Origin of the sequence: Streptoalloteichus tenebrarius, from assembly GCF_024171885.1 — a bacterium.
Classification (GTDB): Bacteria; Actinomycetota; Actinomycetes; order Mycobacteriales; family Pseudonocardiaceae; genus Streptoalloteichus; species Streptoalloteichus tenebrarius.
In genome coordinates this window covers 59,810-77,725 of the sequence record NZ_JAMTCP010000009.1, presented here as the reverse complement: position 1 = coordinate 77,725, position 17,916 = coordinate 59,810, and the positions used below count along the sequence as shown (strand labels likewise).

The following is a 17,916-nucleotide window of genomic DNA, read 5'->3' as shown; positions in this document are numbered from 1 at the left end:
ACCCGCCGTCGCCGGTCCGGGCGTTCGCCGGCGGATGTTTTGGTTGACGAAGCGACCTGTGATGCGAGTGGGTGGCATCGCGGCGCGCTCTCGTCACGCAGCGTGGAGAACTCGTCGGTAGCGAGCGGTTTCCTGACATCCGTGTCAGAAACCCCGATTCGTTGGAATGGAGCCTTGGCCGGGGGCGCCGGTCCGTGAGGAAATATCCCGGTCGTCGCCGCGCCCAGATGCGCGGGCAAAATGCACCTGGGAAGGGCCTGTGTATGGACGTGCGGTACGAGGCGTACTGCTTCGCTGATCCGCTGTTCTACGACGCGCCGACCCGTGGTAATTCCGCCGAGACGGTTTTCGAGGATTCCCTGCCCTCATTGCCGGTCGGCTGGTGGCGCACGGAGCGGGACGTGTGGACCGTCTGCCGCCCCCACGGCCACCGCCTGCCGGAGCAGGGCTGGAAGATCCACGTCTCCGCGACCGTCGACAACGCCCACCGGGTGCTGCGCCAGGTCTGGGACTACTGCACGGTGGGGCGCATCCCGTTCAAGTTCCTGCGCGGCCCCCGGGTGCTGCTGACCCGCAACGCCAAGTACGCGCCCAGGGAGGCCAGCGGCAAGCTGGTCACCATCTACCCGGACGACGAGGTCGCGCTGGAGCGGGTGCTGCGCGAGCTGTCCGGCCGGCTGGTCGGCGAGCCCGGCCCCTACGTCCTCAGCGACCTGCGCTACGGCCCCGGCCCGCTCTACGTGCGGTGGGGCGCATTCGTGGACATGTGGACGAATGACGCCGACGGCCACCAGGTGCCCGCGGTGCGGACCCCGGAGGGAAACCTCGTCCCCGACGAGAGGAAGCCGTATTTCCGCGTTCCGCCCTGGGTGCGGCTGCCCGAATTCCTGGAACCACACCTGGCCGCCCGCAGGAACGGCGATCCCGACGCCTTCCCGTACCGCGTCGAGGGCGCCCTGCACTTCTCCAACGGCGGCGGGGTCTACCTCGCCACGCCCCGGGACCGCGGCGACAGGGTGGTCCTCAAGGAGGCGCGCCCGTACGCCGGCCTCGACCGGGACGGCACCGACGCCGTGGCCCGCCTCCAGCGCGAACGCCGCGTCCTGCAACGGCTGGCCGGGGTGCCGGGCGTCCCGGTGCTGCATGACTACTTCACCGCGTGGGAGCACCACTTCCTCGTGCAGCAACACCTGCCCGGCATCCCGCTCGGGCAGTGGTTGGCGCGGGAGTACCCGCTGGCCTGGTCCGAGGACCGCGCGGCGTCCCCCAGGGCGCTCGCCGACTACACCGACCGCGCGCTGCGGGTGGTCGACGAGGTCGAGCGGATCGTGCACGCGATGCACGCCAGGGGGCTCGCCTTCGGCGACCTGCACCCGAACAACATCATGATCGACGAGGACGACCGCGTCGCGCTCGTCGACTTCGAGCTGGCCTTCGCCCTCGACGAGCCGCGCAGACCGGCGCTGGGCGCGCCCGGTTTCGCCGCGCCGCCCGACCGCTCCGGCGTCGCGGTCGACGAGTACGCGCTCGCCGCGCTGCGCCTGTGGCTGTTCCTGCCGATGAACCTGGTCGCCGCGTTGGAACCCGGCAAGCTCGCGCGGTTCGTGGACGTCGTCCGCGAGCGCTTCCCCGTGCCCGCCGACTACGGCGAGAAGGTCTCGCGCGAGCTGAGCCCCGCCCCGGACGCCCCACACCCGCTGACCGGGTTACCCGGACCCGTGGCCAGCGCGACGCCGTTCGACCCCGCGGAGCCGGACTGGGACGCGGTGCGCGCGGCGCTCGTCGAGGGCATCCGCCACAGCGCCACACCGCAGCGCGGGGATCGCCTGTTCCCCGGCGACATCGCGCAGTTCACCACCGGGGGCACGACCTTCGCCTACGGCGCGGCCGGCGTGCTGCACGCCCTGCACGTCACCGGCGCTGGTCGGTTCCCCGAGTACGAGCAGTACGAGCAGTGGCTGCTCGACAGCCTGGACACCGAGCCGCCCCGCCGTCCCGGCTTCCTCGACGGCGCCCACGGCCTCGCGCACGTCCTGGACGAGCTGGGGCACAGCACCGCCGCCCACGACCTGGTCGAGGCGTTCGGGCCGGCCGTGGCCGGGCTCAGGGACCACGGGTTGTCCGGCGGCCTCGCCGGCGTCGGCCTCAACCTCCTCCACCTGGGCGTCCGGTGGGACGAGGGCGCCTGCCTCAGCCAGGCGCTCGGGATCGGCGACCAGTTGGCCGAGCGCGTGGCCGGCGCGCCGCCCGAACCGGGCTCGCGGGGCAGGGCGGGCCTGTCCTACGGCTGGTCCGGCCCGGCGTTGCTGTTCCTGCGGCTGTACGAGCACACCGGCGACGAGGGCTGGATCGACGCCGCCGACCGCGCGCTGGCCTGGGACCTGCGTGAGTGCGTCGAGCGGGACGACGGCTCGTGGCAGGTGCGGGACGGCACGCTCCGCACCCTGCCCTACCTGGAGGTGGGCAGCGCCGGCGTCGCGCTGGTCCTCGCCGAGCTGGCCGCGGTCGCGCCGCACGCGCCCTCGGTCGAGCGGCTGGAGGGCCTGCTCCTGGCATGCCGCTCCGGGTTCGTGGCCCAGCCCGGCCTGTTCCTCGGCCGGGCCGGCTTGGTCGCCGCGCTGGTGGCCGCCGCCCGCCTCGGGGGAGCCGCCGACGACGAGCGGCTCGTCCTGCGGCACCTGCGGCAACTCGGCTGGTGGGCGATGCCCTACCCCGCGGTCCACGAGGAGGCCGGGCCGTCCTCCTCGGACAGGGTGACCGAGCCCCGCTGGACGCCGGGGCGGGGACTGGCGTTCCCCGGCAACCAGCTCCTGCGCCTGTCGATGGACGTGGCGACCGGCAACGCCGGTGTGCTGCTGGCCGTCGCGCACGCGGTGGACGGAACCGCCCCGCTGCCGTTCCTGTCCGCCGTCCCGCCGGCGCTCGGACGCCGGCTCCCAGACCAGCCAGCCCCGACGCTGGTTGGAACCCCCGAAAGTACGCAGTGAGGAGAACAGCCATGGAGTTCGTGCTGGACCTTCAGGCGATGGAGGCCCCGGAGATGGACGCGATGGAGCACGGCGGCGTCTCGAACGCCAGCGTCCTGGGCTGCACCCCGCAGAGCGCGCTGAGCCTGCTCGCCTGCTGACGACGGGTCATCTGAGGTGGGAGCGGCGCATCCGGACTGCGCCGCTCCCACTTCTCCCATGATTGCCCAGCCACGGCGGCGGAAGGAATTCCCCGTGCCAGCGAATCGCGCCGACCGGTTGCTGTGGCGGACGGCGTGCCGTTCGCCCGGGTGGCTCGTGTCGCTCGGGGGCGTCTCGGTCGTCGGGGCGGTCGCCGCGCTGCTCCTCCCCGACGCCGTCGCGCGGGCGGTCGACGCCGCCCTGGCCGTCGGCGACGCGGCGGCGGCATGGTCGACGCTGGTGCTGGCCGTGCTGCTCGTCGCGGCGGACGGTGTGGGAGAACTCGCGCAGGCCCACTGCGCCGCGTCGGGCACCGCGTGGCTGCGGCGCCGCCTCACCCGGCACCTGATGGCGCTGGAGATGCGCGAGCACCGCCGGTTCGCCCCGGGTGACATGGTCAGCCGGCTGAGCGGGGACGCGGCCGAGGCCGGCGGTGTGGGGCCGCTGTGCGTCCAACTGCTGACGGCGCTCGTCGTGTCGCTCGGCGCTGTCGTCGCGCTGGCGCTGCTCGACTGGTGGCTGGCCGTCGTGTTCCTGGTCAGTGTGCCCGTCGCGCTGCGGCTGGCGGGAACCCATCTGCGGCGCACGAACGACGACGTCGCCGCCTACCAACGTCTTTCCGGCGAGCTGTCCGCGCGCCTGCTCGACGCGGTGCGCGGTGTCCGCACCATCGAGGCGGCCGGCGCCGTGGAGCGCGAGGTCGGCCGGGTTCTCCGCCCGTTGCCCGCGCTCGCGGAGGCCGGGCGGGGAATGTGGCGGTCGCAGGCCGTGCTGGTGTGGCGCGCCGGGTTGTTGCTGCCGGCCGTCGAGGTCGCGGTGTTGACCACCGCCGGAATGGGTGTCTCAAGTGGACGGATGAGTGTCGGGGATCTGGTCGCGGCGGCCGGATATGTCGCCCTCGGGATGACCGCGATCCGCTACGGGCCGCACCTGACGCGGTTGGCGCGGGCCCGCGCCGCCGCCGCGCGGCTACTCGCCGTGCTGGACGTGCCGACGCGAGCCGGCGGAGGACGGCCCGCACCGCCGGGGGCGGGGCGGATCGTGTTGTGCGGTGTTTCCGTCCACGGCGAACGCGGAGAGCCGCTTCTGTCCTCTGTGGACCTTGTTGTGCCGGAGGGGGCGATGGTCGCGGTCGTCGGCCGCTCCGGCTCGGGAAAGTCCACGCTCGCCGCCGTCGTCGCCGGATTGCTGGAACCCGACCGGGGTCAGGTGCTGCTGGACGGCGTTCCCCTGCGGGACCTGCGTTCCGACGGGATGGGAGCGCTCGTGGCCTGCGCCTTCGAGCGCCCGACGTTGCTGGGCGCGACCGTGGCGGACGCGATCGCCTACGGATGTGACGTGTCGTCCCGGCCGTCCCCGGAGGCGCTCAGGAGCGCGGCGGCGGCCGCACAGGTCGATGACGTGATCGCCCGCCTGCCGCGTGGCATGGACACCCCGATGGACGCGGTTCCGTTGTCCGGGGGCGAGGCCCAGCGGTTCGGCCTGGCCAGGGCGTTGGCGCGCGAGGCCAGGGTGCTGGTCCTCGACGACGCCATGTCCAGTGTGGACGCCGCGACCGAGGCCCGCCTGACCCACGCCGTCACGTCGTCCCTGCCGGGCCGCACGCGGGTGGTGGTCACCCACCGCCTGACGACGGCCGCGCGCGCGGACCTCGTCCTGTGGTTGGACGGCGGCCGGGTCCGCGGCTACGCGCCGCACCACGACCTGTGGTGCGAGCCCGACTACCGCTCCGTGTTCGCGGTGCCGTGACCGGCAGGGGGTTGCGCGTGGGCAGGTCGTCCCGGTCGTCTCGCGTGGTGCCCTGGCGGCGGCCGGCCGCGCCGGGGGGTGCGTGGCGGCTCTACCGCCACGCCCTGTCCGGGTGCCGACGCCCCGTGCTCGTGCTGGCCGCGTGGTCTCTGGTGGAGGGGGTTCCCGGCGCGTTGTCCGGGCACCTGCTCGGACTGGCGGTGGACCGGGGCTTCGCGGCGGGCAGGACGGGAGAGGGCGTCTTCTGGCTGGCGTTGTTCGGCGCGGTCGCCGTGCTCGGCGCCCTCGGCGCGCGTCGGGTCTTCGCCGGCCTGGGCGACGTGGTGGAGCCGCTCCGCGACGCGCTGGTCACCGCCGTGACGCGTGGTGTCCTGGTGCGGGGGACCGGCGGGGGTCGGCTGCCCGAGGGCGCGGTCGTCGCGCGGCTGACCCGGCACGTCGAGGTCGTCAGGGACGTCACCGGCGGGTTGCTGGTGCAGGCGCGGTCGTTGGTCGTGACCGCGGTCGCCGCCGTGGTCGGCCTGGTGGTCGTGGCACGGGAACTGGCCTGGTTCGTCGTCCCACCGCTGGTGTTCGCGATCGGTCTGTTCGTGGCGTTGTTGCCGTCGCTGGTGCGCCGGCAACAGGAGGTGGTGTTCGCCGACGAGCGGGCGGCCGAGGCGGCGGCCACCGTGCTGACCGGGTTCAGGGACGTCGTCGCCTGTGGCGCGCGTCAGCAGGCGGCCGGTCAGGTGGTCGCCGAGGTGGACGCGCAGGAGCGCACGGCCGTGCGGCTGGCCTCGGCCTCGGCGTTGCGCGAGGTGGTCGTGGCCGTCGGCGGCTACCTCCCGCTCGCCCTGGTGCTGGTCGTGGCGCCGGGCCTGGTGGCCGCCGGTCGGATGAGCGCGGGCGCGGTGGTCGCGGCGGTCGCCTACCTGACGACCGGTGTCCAGCCGGCGTTGCGGAGTCTGGTGCAGGTCGTCGGTTCGGCGGCGGTCCGGCTCGTCGTGACGACGCGCCGTCTGGCCGAGGTCTCCGTTCCCAAGCCCGTCGCGGAAACGCGAGAACCGTCTGGAATCTCTGGGGCCTCTGGGTTCTCTGCGTCCTTTCGGGCCTCTGGGATCTCGGGAACGTCTGGCCCGTGCGGGGCGGTGGTCGTCCAGCCGCCTTCGTCACCGTTGTCGCCTCCCGAGGTGTCGGTGCGTGGGCTGACCTTCCGGTGGGGTCCGCGCGCGGAGCCCGTGATCCGAGATCTGGACCTCGACCTCCCGCCAGGGGAGCACCTCGCGCTCGTGGGGCCGAGCGGCATCGGGAAGTCCACTGTGGTCCGACTGCTGACCGGGCTGCTCCCCGTGGAGCGGGGCGAGGTCCTGGTCGGGGGAGTCCGTGTCGACCAGGTCGACCAGCGGGCGCTGCGCCGCGCGGTCGCGCTCATTCCCCAGGAGGCGTACGTCTTCGGCGGAACGGTGCGGGAGAACCTGGCGTTGCTGGCGCCGGGAACCGACGACGCGTCGCTCCTGCGGTCGGTCGCCGAGGTCGGTGCTCAGTCCATTGTGGACCGACTGGGTGGGCTGGACGGCTCTCTCGACCACGGCGGCGGGACGCTCTCGGCGGGCGAGCGCCAACTCCTGGCCGCGGCACGGGTTCACGCGAGCGCGGCGGGCCTGGTGATCCTCGACGAGGCAACCTCGCACCTTGACCCGCGCGCGGAGGAGCGGGTCGAGGAGGCGTTCGTGCGGCGGGGCGGGACCCTCGTCGTCGTCGCCCACCGGCTCAGCTCCGCGATGCGGGCGCGCCGCGTGCTCCTGCTGGACGGGGACGGCGCGCTCGTCGGTCGCCACGACGAACTCCGTGCGCGTTCCTCGCTCTACGCGCACCTCGTGGACGCGTGGCACACCGACGTCCCAGCGCCTGGAATGGTCCGGTCCTGAGCTTCGGTGCCGACCGTTCTCGCGACACTGGCCGCCGTCGCCATCTGTGGTCGTGGCCAGGGCGACACGTGATCTGCTGGTCATGGAATGAGGGAGGGTCTCCGGGTTCGATTGGCCACTGCGCCGGGCCGCACAACGTTTCCACGTCCCGATCAGCGCTGCCTCCCGCTGGGGCGCCCGTCAAGTGTGTTGTCCTGACAGGTTGGTGACGTGGCTGGCTCGTGTCTGGCCGTCGATGCCGGTGTGGGGTCGGTGGAAGTCGTGCCAGTCGAGGAAGACTGTGAGGGCGTGGTGGCGGCCGGCTTCTGAGGGGTAGGGCGGGTGGTGGGCCTCTTCGTCGCGCAGGGCGCGGTGGATGGTGATGCCGTGGGTGCTGAACCAGGCCTGTGCTCGGCGGGGGAAGGCGGCGTTGGTGGCGGCTTGCTCATCGGACGGTGTTTCGGTGTGGGCCAGGCGGGGGTGGTCGTCGATGGCGGTGTGCGGGCAGAGATGACCTCCGCCGGGAACGCGGGTCTGGTGGCCGCGGCCGAGTTTGGGGCCGAGCATCTTGTGGCCGCCGCCGTCGCCGGATACGCCCGAGTTTGTTCACGTTGAGCGGGTGGCAAGGACGGACCGGGCTGATCGTGTGGTCGCGTCGCGGTGTGGGAGACCTGGAACCGTTCCGCCGCCCACAGCAAACGGCCAACCCCGCTCCACGACACACCGCGTCAGACGCGGCCGGCCCGTCGGCGTCAGTGGGGGCGTGACGGTGGGGCAGGAGGACCTCCCGTGGGCTCGTGCGAGATGTGGTGATCCACACCGAAGCCAGGAGGTCCTCACCCCTTCAGGATCACCGCTCGTGTGTCGCGTCACCAACGTCCCCGGACAGCACACCCAGGGTCTGTCCTCAAAGCTGGTGTGGCTGATCTGGTGTGATCCCGCGATTGGGCGCGCAGGCACGAGTTGACCGGCGAGCAGTGGTAGGCGATCGAACCGCTGCTGCCCGCCTCCGGCACGAAGGGACGTCCACGGGTGGACGACCGCCGGGTGATCAACGGTTGGTCACGCCGTCGGCCGCTCCCGCGGCGGGCCGTCAACCAAGGCCTCTCTCGCGGGTGGCGGGCATGGCCAACCAGCGACCCCACCCACACGGGAGATCGTGGGCAAGGGCAACACCAGCCGTGTGCGGCGGACAGGACACCAGCGGGGCGAACGGGCGGGACGGCTGGCATGACCAGCCGCCCCAGCCGCCCGCACACCAGCCCCCAGCGCGCCTTGCCTCCCCTCGAACGGCAGATCATCAAAGTGCGGCGGACCGGCCGTTGGGGTCGGCCAGCATCGCGTACCTGCTCGGGCTCAACCACGCCACGGTTGACCGGCTGCTGGTCCACTCAGGACTGGTGCGAGTGTCCTATGTGGACAGGATCATGCCAGTGGACGATGCCCTCGCCCATACGGGCATCGTCCACACGCACCCGCCCGTGCCGGGTCAGAGACCGACGACTATCGCTCGCAGGCCACTCCGTCGCCGTCCCGGTCGAGGTGCTTCGCGTAGCCGGGGTCCCCGCGGTGCAGGGGCGCGGCCCCCGCCGCCCTCACCTCGGCGCAGTTCTTGTAGTAGACCTGCGGGGCGGGCGGCGGCGTGTGCGCGGCCGGGGGTGGCGGCGGTGGTTGCGTCGCCACCGGGGCGGGTGGCGGCGTGGTCGCCGGTGGAGGCGGGGTCGGCAGCGCAGTGCCGCCCTGGCACGGCTCTCCCCACAGCCCGGCCCGCGCGCTGCGCGCCGACTCCTCGGCCTTGCGCAGGGCCTCCGCGCGGTCGGCGGGCAGCGTGCCGGCCACGACGCGGGCGGCGCCCTGGGCGACCAGGGCCTCGGCGAGGTCGCGGCCGTCCGCCAGTCGCGCCCGCGCGAGGAGGCGGCCCTCGGGGTCGGCCTCCTCCTTCCCGCCGGTGTCGAGCGTGATCTCCTTGCCCTCCACCAGGGACGCCGCGGCGGCCCGCGCCTCCGCGGCCCAGCACTGGGCCTGGCCCCCGGTCGCCGTCGGGGCCGCGATCCCCAGCAGGCGCACGACCCTGGTTCCCGAGGGTCGGCTGATCTCGAAGCTGTCACCGCCCAGCACCTTGGCGACCGCGGTGGGCGGGGTGGTGGTGGCGGTCGGCGCGGTGGTGGACGACGAACTCCCGCTCGGGGTCGACGTCGCGGTCGGCGAGGCGGAGTTCCCGCTGGGGGAACACGCCGCGATGGCCAGCGCGAGCGGCACCGCGACCAGGAGGGCGGCGCCTCTCGCCGCGGCGCTCCCGTCGTCAGATCCCTTCTCCCGGGTTCTTCGACGTGAACCTCGTGTGGACACGAAAACCCCCAGAAACGCGCGACAATCGGACAAACCGGCGGAATGTGAACGGGGTCACGTCCGCCGGGCCGGCGCGAGCATACTTCTCCCGGACGCGGACCGGAAGGAGTCACCAGCCGTCGAGGGCGGCGCTGATCTCCAGCAGCCAGATCGCCACCTCGGCCGTCTGGTCGAAAACCGTCAGGGCCGGCTGGTCGGCCAGCCACGCGCCACTCGCGTCCTGTGTGGACAGGAGGTGGTCGGCGACGTCGGTGGCCAGGGCGAGGCAGTCCTGGTCCCCGGTGGTCCTGGCCAGCGCGGCCGCGCCCCAGGCGACCTTGTGGCTGTTGTGGCACCGGCGGATGTTCCCCGTGGTCCGCAGGGCGAAGTCGAGGTAGCCCCATGCCGCGTCGAGGTGGCCGGGGTTGCCGGTGGCGCGGTGCAGCGCGGCGAGGAACGCCATCGGGTAACCGACCATGAAGTACGCCTGCTCGGGCTCGGTCGCGCTGACGAGGTGGAACAGGGTCGCGTCGGCGGGGAAGTCCCGCACGAGCGCGCCCGAGCCGTCCCGACGCAGGTAGAGGCCGAAGTCCAGGTCCGGCTGCATGGCCAGCGTCTCCGCGAGCCAGTGCCCCGCGCCCTCCGCGCGCTCCATGTCGTCGAAGTACAGCGCCACCAGCCCGAGGTGGGCCGTGGAGAGGGCGTCGGTTCCGGTGTTGTGGGCGTGTTTCGGGCCCCGGGTGCGGAAACCGCCGGTGGCCGGCTGGTGGAACCAGCGGAGAAAGCGGAATGCCGGGTGCGCCACGTCGAACCGGCCCATCCGCTGGGCGGCCATCGTGATCCACCCGTTGGGGTAGGCCCAGAACTCCTCCAGCGCCGGGTTCGCGCTCTTGGCGTCCTCCCCGGTCAGGAAGTCGTGGTCGTGCTGGCCGAACCGGCTCTGGATCCGCGTCAGCAGGCGGTTGGCCTCGGCGGGGTGCCCGGCGAGGGAGAACAGGTAGGGCGCCTTGTAGTAGCAGCCGAGGTCGTCGTCGGCGGAGCGGAAGGAGCCGTCGGGCTCCAGCCGGTCGGCCAGCCACGCCACCGCGCGTCGGGCCGCTCGTTCGTACGCGCTGCTCACTGCGGCACCTCCGGCTGGCAACGTACCGCGCTCCCCACCGCGCCGCGCGTCCCGCGCGGACGCCGACGCGTGCCCCGGCGGTGGCCGGCGCGCGCCGGTCGTCGGTTCGGGTGGTCTGGCCGGGCCGAGGTGGCAGGAGGCCCCGAACCGTTCGACAGTCCGGTACGAGTGGCCAGGCCCGGGAGGGAACCATGACGATCCGCACCGCGCACACGGTCTGGAAGGGCGGGCTCCAGGACGGCTCCGGCACGGTGTCGCTGGACTCCTCGGGGCTGGGGTCGCACGAGGTGACCTGGCCCTCGCGGGCGAACGAGCCGGACGGGCGGACGAGCCCCGAGGAGCTGATCGCGGCGGCGCACTCCGCCTGCTACTCCATGGCCCTGGCGCACGAGCTGGGGGGACGGGGCGCGCGCCCGGAGTCGGTGGAGACGCGCGCGGAGGTCACCTTCGTCCCGGGGCAGGGCATCACCGGCATCCAGTTGACGGTCCGCGCGTCCGTGCCGGGCATGAGCACGCAGGACTTCGCGGCCGCCGCCGAGACGGCGGAGAAGAACTGCCCGGTGAGCCAGGCCCTGGCCGGGACGTCCATCCAGCTCCGTGCGGAGCTGGCGTCCTCGGGGCCGTCCTGAGCCCGTGGCGCTGACCCCTCGGAGCTGGCCTTCGCCAGCCCCCGGGGGCGATCCTCAGCGTGACCGTGCGTGTGCGGTTCGTGCTGAGGCGTGTCAGGAGGTCGGAACGGGCTCCGGCGGCGCGCCCGCCTCCTCCTGTCGGTCGTCAGGCCGCCTGACCAGCCACAACGCGGCGGCGCGCACCGCGAGCAGCAGGGGCAGCGACCCGTCCTCCCTGAGGAGTCGCGGGAGGTGGCTGGCCGTGAGCAGGTCGACCCCCGCGCGCAACTCCTTACCGAGCGCGACGAGATCGATCGGGACGGTGCGGAGCCCGGCGCTGTAGAGCTTCTCGTCCGAGGCCACGCGGCGGCGCGTGAGGTCGGCGGCGGCCACCGAAAGCCTGGTCAGGGCGAAGAACTCCGGTTTGGCCCCGCGCTCCATCCACCGGGCGAACCCGACGACCGTCGTGCTGACGATCTCCTCCGCTCGCAGCCCGGTCTCCTCCCGCAGCTCGCGCTCCATGCCGGTGCGCAGGATCTCCTGCGCGCTCCGCCCGGCGTCCGCGCCCGCCAGGTCGCGCGGCTCCAGCGAGCCGCTGTCGGACGGGGCGAGCAGCAGGGCGCTCGCGACGTTCCTCTCGGACTGCCGGACGAGCACGAGGGCGCCGTCGGTGGTCAGGGCGATCGTCGAGATGCCCACGACGTCGGCCAGCTCGCTCTCCGCCAGCGTCCGCAGCCGTCCGCTCGTGTCCGTGAGGCAGGCGGCGGCGCGGATCGAACTCCTCGCCGGTGTCCCGCCGCGTGATGCGCAGCGAGCACATCTCGTTCGAGCACTGGGCGTCGAAGAAGCGCGCCCGGTGCAGCCGGAGCGGGGCGCCGGGGCCGTGCGCGAGGGGGAGGGGGTCCCCGCGCAGGCCCACGACTCTGCCGTTGAAGACCAGCCGCCCCCGGTTGCGGACGGGCAGCACGTGCGGGGCGCTGGCCCTGAGCTGGCGGGGCAGCCGGTAGGGCCGCTCGTCGACCTCGACCGGCAGGGGGCGCGCGGCGAGCTCCCGGTCGATCCCGTCGCTGACCAGGGCGGTTCCCCGGTTGGGGACGTGCAGGTAGGAGGCGTTCGGGTACGTGGAGGGCGGCGGGACGTCCTCGGTGGGGAACGGCGCGGCGATCAGCGAGAACTCGTAGGACGCCCACCGGCGACGCAGCAGGCGGAAGTCCCTGGCGAAGGTCACCGAACCGAGGACCAGCGCGATCATCGACAGCGCCACGCCCACCGCGCTGGGCAGGATCGTCACCGCGCCGAGGAGGACGCCCGCGCCGGAGAGCACGACGGGCCACTCGCGGGACAGGAGGAACCCCACGTAGTCCGCCCTGGCCCTGACGAGGCGGCTGACCTTTCCCACGGCGTCCCTCCCGGCTCGTGATCACCCGGATCATGCCTCGGGGACACCTCGGAGCGGGCGCTGTCGGTGAAACTCGTCCTGAGCGGCCGGGCGCGGGTGGTCGGGAGCTGGCGGCGCGGTGGTGGGGAATCCGCGCCGGCGCCGGTGTTCCCGTTGTGGGGAAGGGGCGCGTCTCGTGCTGGTTCTGGGTGCGGAGTCACCCGACCGGCGGCGCTGACGGGCCGTCGACGCCGCGTTCAGGTCCACCGTGGACTGTTGCCCGTGTTGTTGGTGGGAGGAGGGTGTTTCTCCGGGTGAAGGCCAGCGGGAACGGGCGAACGGGCTTCTTCTGAACTGACGTGTTCGTGGTGGGCCATGCCACGAAGCCGGCCGTGGCATGGCGTCCGGCCCGCCGCTCGGGGTAGGGTCCCTGGTGTCGCCCGGAAACAGGTGCGACCGTGGTGGCGCACCCGCCCCGCTGTTCGCGCCTCGTCCGGGGGAATTCCATTCGTCGGGGAATTGTTCGTCTGTGGAGAGTGCGATGGCGACCTGTCGTCGTCTCCAGGAAGCGCACCCCGGGGACTGTGCTCTGAAGGACTGCGCCCCGAAGGACCGTGCTCTGAAGAACCGTGCTCTGAAGAACCGTGCCCCGAACGGGGTAGTCTGGCGCGCGATCGGCCCATCCGGCCGGAGGACCGCGCCGCGGACACCCATGATGACCTCGTGCTACCGGTGAACCGGATCTGGGAGGATGACCCGCACGTGCCCACCACTCCGGACATTGTCGACCAGTGGCTGGCCCTGCCCCGTGAGGCCCTGGTCGACGAGGTGCGCCAGATCGTCAAACGCAACGACGCGCAGGCCATGCGGACCTTCGCCGCGGTCAGGAAGGACGCGGTGCTGTCCGCCAAGGTGCGCGGCGCGCTCTCCGTCGTCCTCGCCGAGGCCAGGGGCACCCGCGACGAGGTCATGTGGACGATGTGGGTCAACAAGGCCCGGCGCGCCCTCGACGTGACCGACGTCGGTCGGGACGAGGTCCCCGCCGCCCCGGTGGCCACCGAGCCGCCGGTCGCGGAGGCCGAGGAGCCCAGGGAGATCCACCTGCGTCAGGAGCGGCGCGGAGCGCGGCCGCCGGCCGCGGCGTCGGTCCCTCCCGTGGTCTTCCGCGCGCCCGGCCAGTGAGGTGACCCCGGTGAGGTGACCACAGTGGACACTCGTCGTGTCCACAGTGGTCACGGTGTCCACAGTGTTCATACTGCCCGTGCTCTCCTCGACGGCCCCGCCGTCCTGCGCCGCCCGCGTGGCGTCGGACGACGGTCGGGCGACGTCGGACGGGACGGTGTTCCCCGGGGCCGTTCTCGCCGAGACGGTGTTCACGGTGCTTCTCCGAGGCGGTGGTCGGAATGCGGCGGACGGACGTCTCGCTGGAGTTCGCGCGGGACCCCGGGGTGGAGGCCGGACTGGTGCGGGAACTGCTCACCGCGCTGGGACAGCCCGCGCCGGACGAGGTTTCCTCGATCCCTGACGACGGCTGGCCGAGCCTGGTCGGCGTGGTCGTCGCCCGCCACGACTCGGCGCTGCTGGGCTGGACCCGCGTGTCCGCCCACGAGGAGGACGAGTCGGTGGCCACCGCCGACCTGCTGCTCGTGTCCCGGGAGGCGGTGCGCCTCTCCCCGGAAGTCCAGAGTGGACCCGACAGCCGTCCTCATGGGACCGCCGAGGACGTCGTGGTCGCCCGACTGCTGGCCGGCGCGGCGGACCAGGCCCGCGACGCCGGTTTCACCGCGCTGGAGTGGAGCGGGCTCGACGACAGCGCCGAGGGCGTGGCCGCCGGGCGGCTCGGCGCCGCCCCGCACCAGGAGGTCGGTCGGCACTGGGGCGTGGGCCTCGACGCGTGGTCTGTCTCGGCGACCCTCCCCGACGTGGCCACGCGGCGCGTGTTCCAGCCGGTCAATGACGATCTGCTCGCTGAGTACGCCCGGCTCTACCACGACGCCACCGGCCTGGAGTGGGACGCCGAGGACGTCGCCGAGTACCTGGGCGACGACGCGCGACCGCTGCTGACGCTGGACCTGCTCGACGGCCGGGGCGCGCCCCGCGCCCAGGTCACCGCCGTGGTCACCGGGCGGACGGCCCTCGTCGAGAAGGTCGTCCACCGGGCCGTGCCCGACGCCGACCTCGCCGCCCTGGTCGCCGCCCTGCTCACCGAACTCGCCGCCGCGCTCGGCGGGGGCCGCTCCGAGGTCGCCGAGCTGTCGGTCCGCGAACTCCACGACCCGGCCGTGGCCCGGGCCTGCGCCCTGGCCGGACTGCGGATCACGTCTCGCTGGCTCACCTTCCGCCTCCCGCTCTGACCACGCCACCCGCCGTTCCCTCCTGTCCGCCGGTCGCCGACGCGGGGCGGACCGTCGGGTGTCAGGACCGTTGGCCACCCGGTGGGCAGAAGGCCGTGGAGAAGATCCCCATGAGGTCCTCCGCCGACGCCTTGCGGTGGTAGGGGTTGTAGGACAACGTGGCCTGACGACCGTGGGCGTCACCCATGGCGTAGGTGAGGAATCCGAGCAGCTCCCCGCCGTGGCCGAAGAGGGTCCTGCCACAGGGCAGGTCGACCTGTTGCAGGCCGAGGCCGTACCGGAAGAGGGTGCCGGTCGCCACGGTCTCCCGCATGGCCGCGAGGGAGGCGGGACTGGTGAGCCGGCCGCCGAGCAGCGCGGCGAGGAAGCGGTCGAGGTCCGCGGTCGTGGAGATCATCTCGCCGGCGGCCCAGTCCAGCGACGGGTTCATCTCGGTCGCGTCGACGTCCTGCCCGTCCACCCGCGCGTATCCACGCGCGTGCGGCTCCGGCACCCTGGGGTCGTTTCCGGGGACGGACGTGTGAACCATGCCGAGTGGCCGCAGGATGCGGCGCTGGATCTCGGCCCCGTACGGCCGGCCGGTGAGCCGCTCGACGAGGAGTCCCGCGAGGAGGTAGTTGGTGTTGGAGTAGTGCCAGCCACCGCCCGGCGGGAAGTACGGCTCGTGCGCGAAGGCGACGGCGAGCAACTCCTCGGGGTGGTAGGTGCGGAACCGGGCCTCACCGCGCCAGCGGTTGGTGGAGTAGTCGCGTTCGTGGGCGTAGTCGTAGATCCCGCTCGTGTGGTTGAGGATCTGCCGGACGGTGATGCGGTCGCCGCCGGGCACCACGCCGGGCAGGTGTCGGTCGATCGGGTCGTCCAGTGCCAGGCGCCCCTCGTCGACGAGCTGGAGCACCACCGTCGCCACGAAGGTCTTGGTGACGCTGCCGATGCGGAAGTGCCCGTGCGCGGCGGCCGGCGTGCCCGAGGCGAGGTCCCGGACACCGGCCCGACCGGACCAGTGTGCGGGGCGGTGCTGGCCGTCCTGGCCGTCCTGGCCGTCCTGGACACGGAGCAGGGCGGCCGTCGCCGCTTCGCTCTCCACCAGGTGGGTCAGCCGTGACTGGAGTTCCCCGCGGGGTGGCAGTGACGGCGGGGATGCCGGGGACATCGGGGACGCCGCGGCCACGGCCGGACCGCCGACGGGGACGAGGGCGAGGACCAGGGCGGCCGCCAGGGCGACGGTGACGGCCACGGCCACGGTCACGGACAGGGACAGGGACAGGGGGAACGGGGATTTTCGCGCTCTCACACGGAAAACCGTAGGAATCGGCGCCGCCCGCGACCACGAGGTCGGCCGCAGAGCTGGCCTGGTGAACTCCACAGGTCCCGTCCTGCGGAAAACCGCAGGACGGGACCTGGTGCGGCCCCGGAGGCCGTGCGGCCCCGCCGCCACGGGACGTGACGGCGGGGCCGCGCCCCGATCGGTGTCGCCGAGGCGTCGCCGGTCGTCGTGGCCGTCAACTCCTGGCAGGGACGTTCTCGGCGCGGATCATCGGGGAGGAATGGAGAGGAATGGTCTTCCGGTGTTGGCGGTTGTTTTCCGGATCATCCCGCTCCACGCATCCTCCTCGTCATCCGCACACCATGGCGACGCACACGTCGACGTCCTCCACCGTGATGGCGATCGCCGGGTCGAAGGAGTCGTAGGTCTCGACGACCACCGACTTGAGGACGTCGACGTCGACGTCGGTGTTGTTGAGGGTGTCCTCCAGCACGGACAGCTCGGTGTCGCTCAGGGTGCGGTCTCCCTGGATCTTGATCGTCACCGGGACGACCCCGGTGGTGTCGTTGCAGGTCACGACGTTGGCCACGCCGTTGCTGCACTGGTGGCCCCCGGTGGCCTGCGCGGTCGCGCCTCCGCCGAGCAGGAGCGCGGCGGCGAGTCCGGCGAGCAGGGAGAGCGACATGGTCCGCTTCATCGTGGCGGCTCCTTCGTCGATGCGGGTGGCGTTTTCCTCGTGACGCCGCCGTCATGGAACCCGAATTTTTCGGGAACGGACCACACACCTCGGGCGGAAACACCCGGAAAGACGCCGCCGTTGTGGCGCCCGGGTGAGTGAGATGAATTCACGTTCCCCGGGGCGTGTGCGGCGGAACCGATTTTCCTCCCTCATGATCAGGAAGAACGGCGGGCGGGAAAACATTGGACGAGGGGGTCAAGAGGACGAACGGCCGCACGGCGTTGCTCCATTCGCTGTCCCCCGAAAGGCGGTGTCCCTCCTCGAAGGCAGCAGCGGACGGACCCGCGGTGTCACGAGCGGTGGCGGACCACCGCCGCTCGGCGACCGTCACGGCGCGGTCGAGGTGGTCGAGGCACTCGGCGAGCGTGTTGATCCACCGCACCGCGCGCCGGTGCCGGCACTCCGCCGTGTACCACCCGTGCCGCGAGGTGATCGTCAGGTTCGGCAGGTCCAGGTACGGCGCGGTGGAGCCCGTGACGTCCAGCGCGGCCCCCGCGATGGTCCCCTCGCACAGCGCGGACGCCAGCGCGTCCGGGTCGATCAGCTCGTCGGCCGACACGTTCACGACGACCGCGTTCCCGCGCATCGTCCGGAACCGGTCCGCGTCGAGCAGGTGCCGCGTGCGCGGCGTGAGCGGGACCGTGAGGACGACGACGTCCGACTCGCGCAGGAGCCGGTCGAGGTCGACCTGGCTGGCGAAGGGCACGTGCCTCGGGTTCGAGTTGGCGAAGAGCACGCGCATGTCGAAGCCGAGCGCGAGTCGGGCGACGCGTCCGCCCACGTCCCCGAGCCCGACGATGCCCATCGTCCGCCCGGCGAGGTCGAAGCCCAGGGTGTGCTCCTTCGGCCCGCCGAAGCGGGCGGTGGCCTCGGCGGAGGCGAGCCGTCGGGACCTGGCCAACAACAACGCGAAGACGTGTTCGGCGACGGTGGCGCCGGAGTACCCGGTGTTGTTGCGCACGACGACGTCGTGCTCGCGGCAGTAGTCGAGGTCGATGTGGTCGGTCGCCGTGCCGGTGGCCAGCACCAGCCGGAGCCGGGGGAACCGGGACAACGCGGCGGCCCCGAGTTCCTGGTGGCCCGTCACCAGCACCGACGTGTCCTCGGGGGTCCGGTGAGCCGGCAGGTCGGCGAGGTCCTCCGGCCACCAGGTGGGTTCGACCAGGCGCTCGATGCGGGGTGTCACCGTCGCGGGCACGTCGGTCGGGTCCAGGAGGAGCAGGGCCGCCGGTCGTGTTCGCCTCTCCGTCATGTCGGGCCCCTTCCGTCTTCCTGACGACGCGCCGCGCCGTCCCCCAGTGGCCGCAGACTACGACGGGT

General features: G+C 72.9%; 13 protein-coding genes and 1 pseudogene. 7 read left to right on the top strand and 7 right to left on the bottom strand.

The window, feature by feature from the left end:
* Positions 1 to 263 precede the first annotated feature (263 nt).
* The 4 genes from lanKC (at position 264) to LX15_RS11205 (ending at position 6,826) form a co-directional block, all read left to right on the top strand.
* Entirely contained in the window at positions 264 to 2,987 is a 2,724-nt protein-coding gene (lanKC, locus tag LX15_RS11220) for a class III lanthionine synthetase LanKC (protein ID WP_253669473.1), read from the top strand.
* Positions 2,988 to 2,998: 11 nt separating this feature from the next.
* A complete protein-coding gene (locus LX15_RS11215; protein WP_253669472.1) occupies positions 2,999 to 3,127 on the top strand; it encodes a SapB/AmfS family lanthipeptide in 129 nt (42 codons plus the stop codon).
* Between the two features lie 94 nt (positions 3,128 to 3,221).
* Positions 3,222 to 4,916: an ABC transporter ATP-binding protein gene (locus LX15_RS11210; protein WP_253669471.1), complete on the top strand. Its 1,695-nt coding sequence runs from the start codon at positions 3,222 to 3,224 to the stop codon at positions 4,914 to 4,916.
* A gap of 17 nt (positions 4,917 to 4,933) precedes the next feature.
* Positions 4,934 to 6,826, top strand: coding sequence for an ATP-binding cassette domain-containing protein (locus LX15_RS11205; protein WP_253669470.1), 1,893 nt, complete (start codon positions 4,934 to 4,936; stop codon positions 6,824 to 6,826).
* Positions 6,827 to 7,207: 381 nt separating this feature from the next.
* Here the strand turns inward: LX15_RS11205 and LX15_RS33825 are convergent.
* The 3 genes and pseudogenes from LX15_RS33825 to LX15_RS11190 all read right to left on the bottom strand — a co-directional run.
* Positions 7,208 to 7,561: pseudogene (locus LX15_RS33825) on the bottom strand (hypothetical protein); the annotation flags it as partial.
* Between the two features lie 747 nt (positions 7,562 to 8,308).
* A complete protein-coding gene (locus tag LX15_RS11195) occupies positions 8,309 to 9,064 on the bottom strand; it encodes a thermonuclease family protein (protein ID WP_253669469.1) in 756 nt (251 codons plus the stop codon).
* Between the two features lie 199 nt (positions 9,065 to 9,263).
* Positions 9,264 to 10,253 (bottom strand): hypothetical protein, encoded by a 990-nt coding sequence (locus LX15_RS11190; RefSeq protein ID WP_253669468.1) that lies wholly within the window; start codon positions 10,251 to 10,253, stop codon positions 9,264 to 9,266.
* A 191-nt stretch (positions 10,254 to 10,444) separates the two neighbouring features.
* Here LX15_RS11190 and LX15_RS11185 point away from each other — a divergent pair, with 191 nt between their 5' ends.
* On the top strand, positions 10,445 to 10,882 hold the full coding sequence (locus LX15_RS11185) for an OsmC family peroxiredoxin (protein WP_253669467.1): 438 nt from the start codon (positions 10,445 to 10,447) through the stop codon (positions 10,880 to 10,882).
* 93 nt (positions 10,883 to 10,975) lie between these two features.
* Here the strand turns inward: LX15_RS11185 and LX15_RS11180 are convergent, their stop codons facing one another.
* A complete protein-coding gene (locus LX15_RS11180) occupies positions 10,976 to 11,560 on the bottom strand; it encodes an NUDIX hydrolase (protein ID WP_253669466.1) in 585 nt (194 codons plus the stop codon).
* Positions 11,561 to 13,001: 1,441 nt separating this feature from the next.
* On the opposite strand from LX15_RS11180, the gene LX15_RS11175 reads away from it, so the two are divergent.
* Positions 13,002 to 13,421 carry a hypothetical protein gene (locus tag LX15_RS11175; protein ID WP_253669465.1) on the top strand — a complete coding sequence of 140 codons (420 nt, stop codon included), beginning with the start codon at positions 13,002 to 13,004 and terminating at the stop codon, positions 13,419 to 13,421.
* A gap of 221 nt (positions 13,422 to 13,642) precedes the next feature.
* Positions 13,643 to 14,593 (top strand): hypothetical protein, encoded by a 951-nt coding sequence (locus LX15_RS11170; protein WP_253669464.1) that lies wholly within the window; start codon positions 13,643 to 13,645, stop codon positions 14,591 to 14,593.
* Between the two features lie 61 nt (positions 14,594 to 14,654).
* Here the strand turns inward: LX15_RS11170 and LX15_RS11165 are convergent, their stop codons facing one another.
* The 3 genes from LX15_RS11165 to LX15_RS11155 form a co-directional block, all read right to left on the bottom strand.
* Positions 14,655 to 15,884 (bottom strand): serine hydrolase domain-containing protein, encoded by a 1,230-nt coding sequence (locus tag LX15_RS11165; RefSeq protein WP_253669463.1) that lies wholly within the window; start codon positions 15,882 to 15,884, stop codon positions 14,655 to 14,657.
* A gap of 322 nt (positions 15,885 to 16,206) precedes the next feature.
* A complete protein-coding gene (locus LX15_RS11160) occupies positions 16,207 to 16,554 on the bottom strand; it encodes a hypothetical protein (RefSeq protein WP_253669462.1) in 348 nt (115 codons plus the stop codon).
* A gap of 148 nt (positions 16,555 to 16,702) precedes the next feature.
* Positions 16,703 to 17,848 carry a 2-hydroxyacid dehydrogenase gene (locus LX15_RS11155; protein ID WP_253669461.1) on the bottom strand — a complete coding sequence of 382 codons (1,146 nt, stop codon included), beginning with the start codon at positions 17,846 to 17,848 and terminating at the stop codon, positions 16,703 to 16,705.
* Positions 17,849 to 17,916 lie beyond the last annotated feature (68 nt).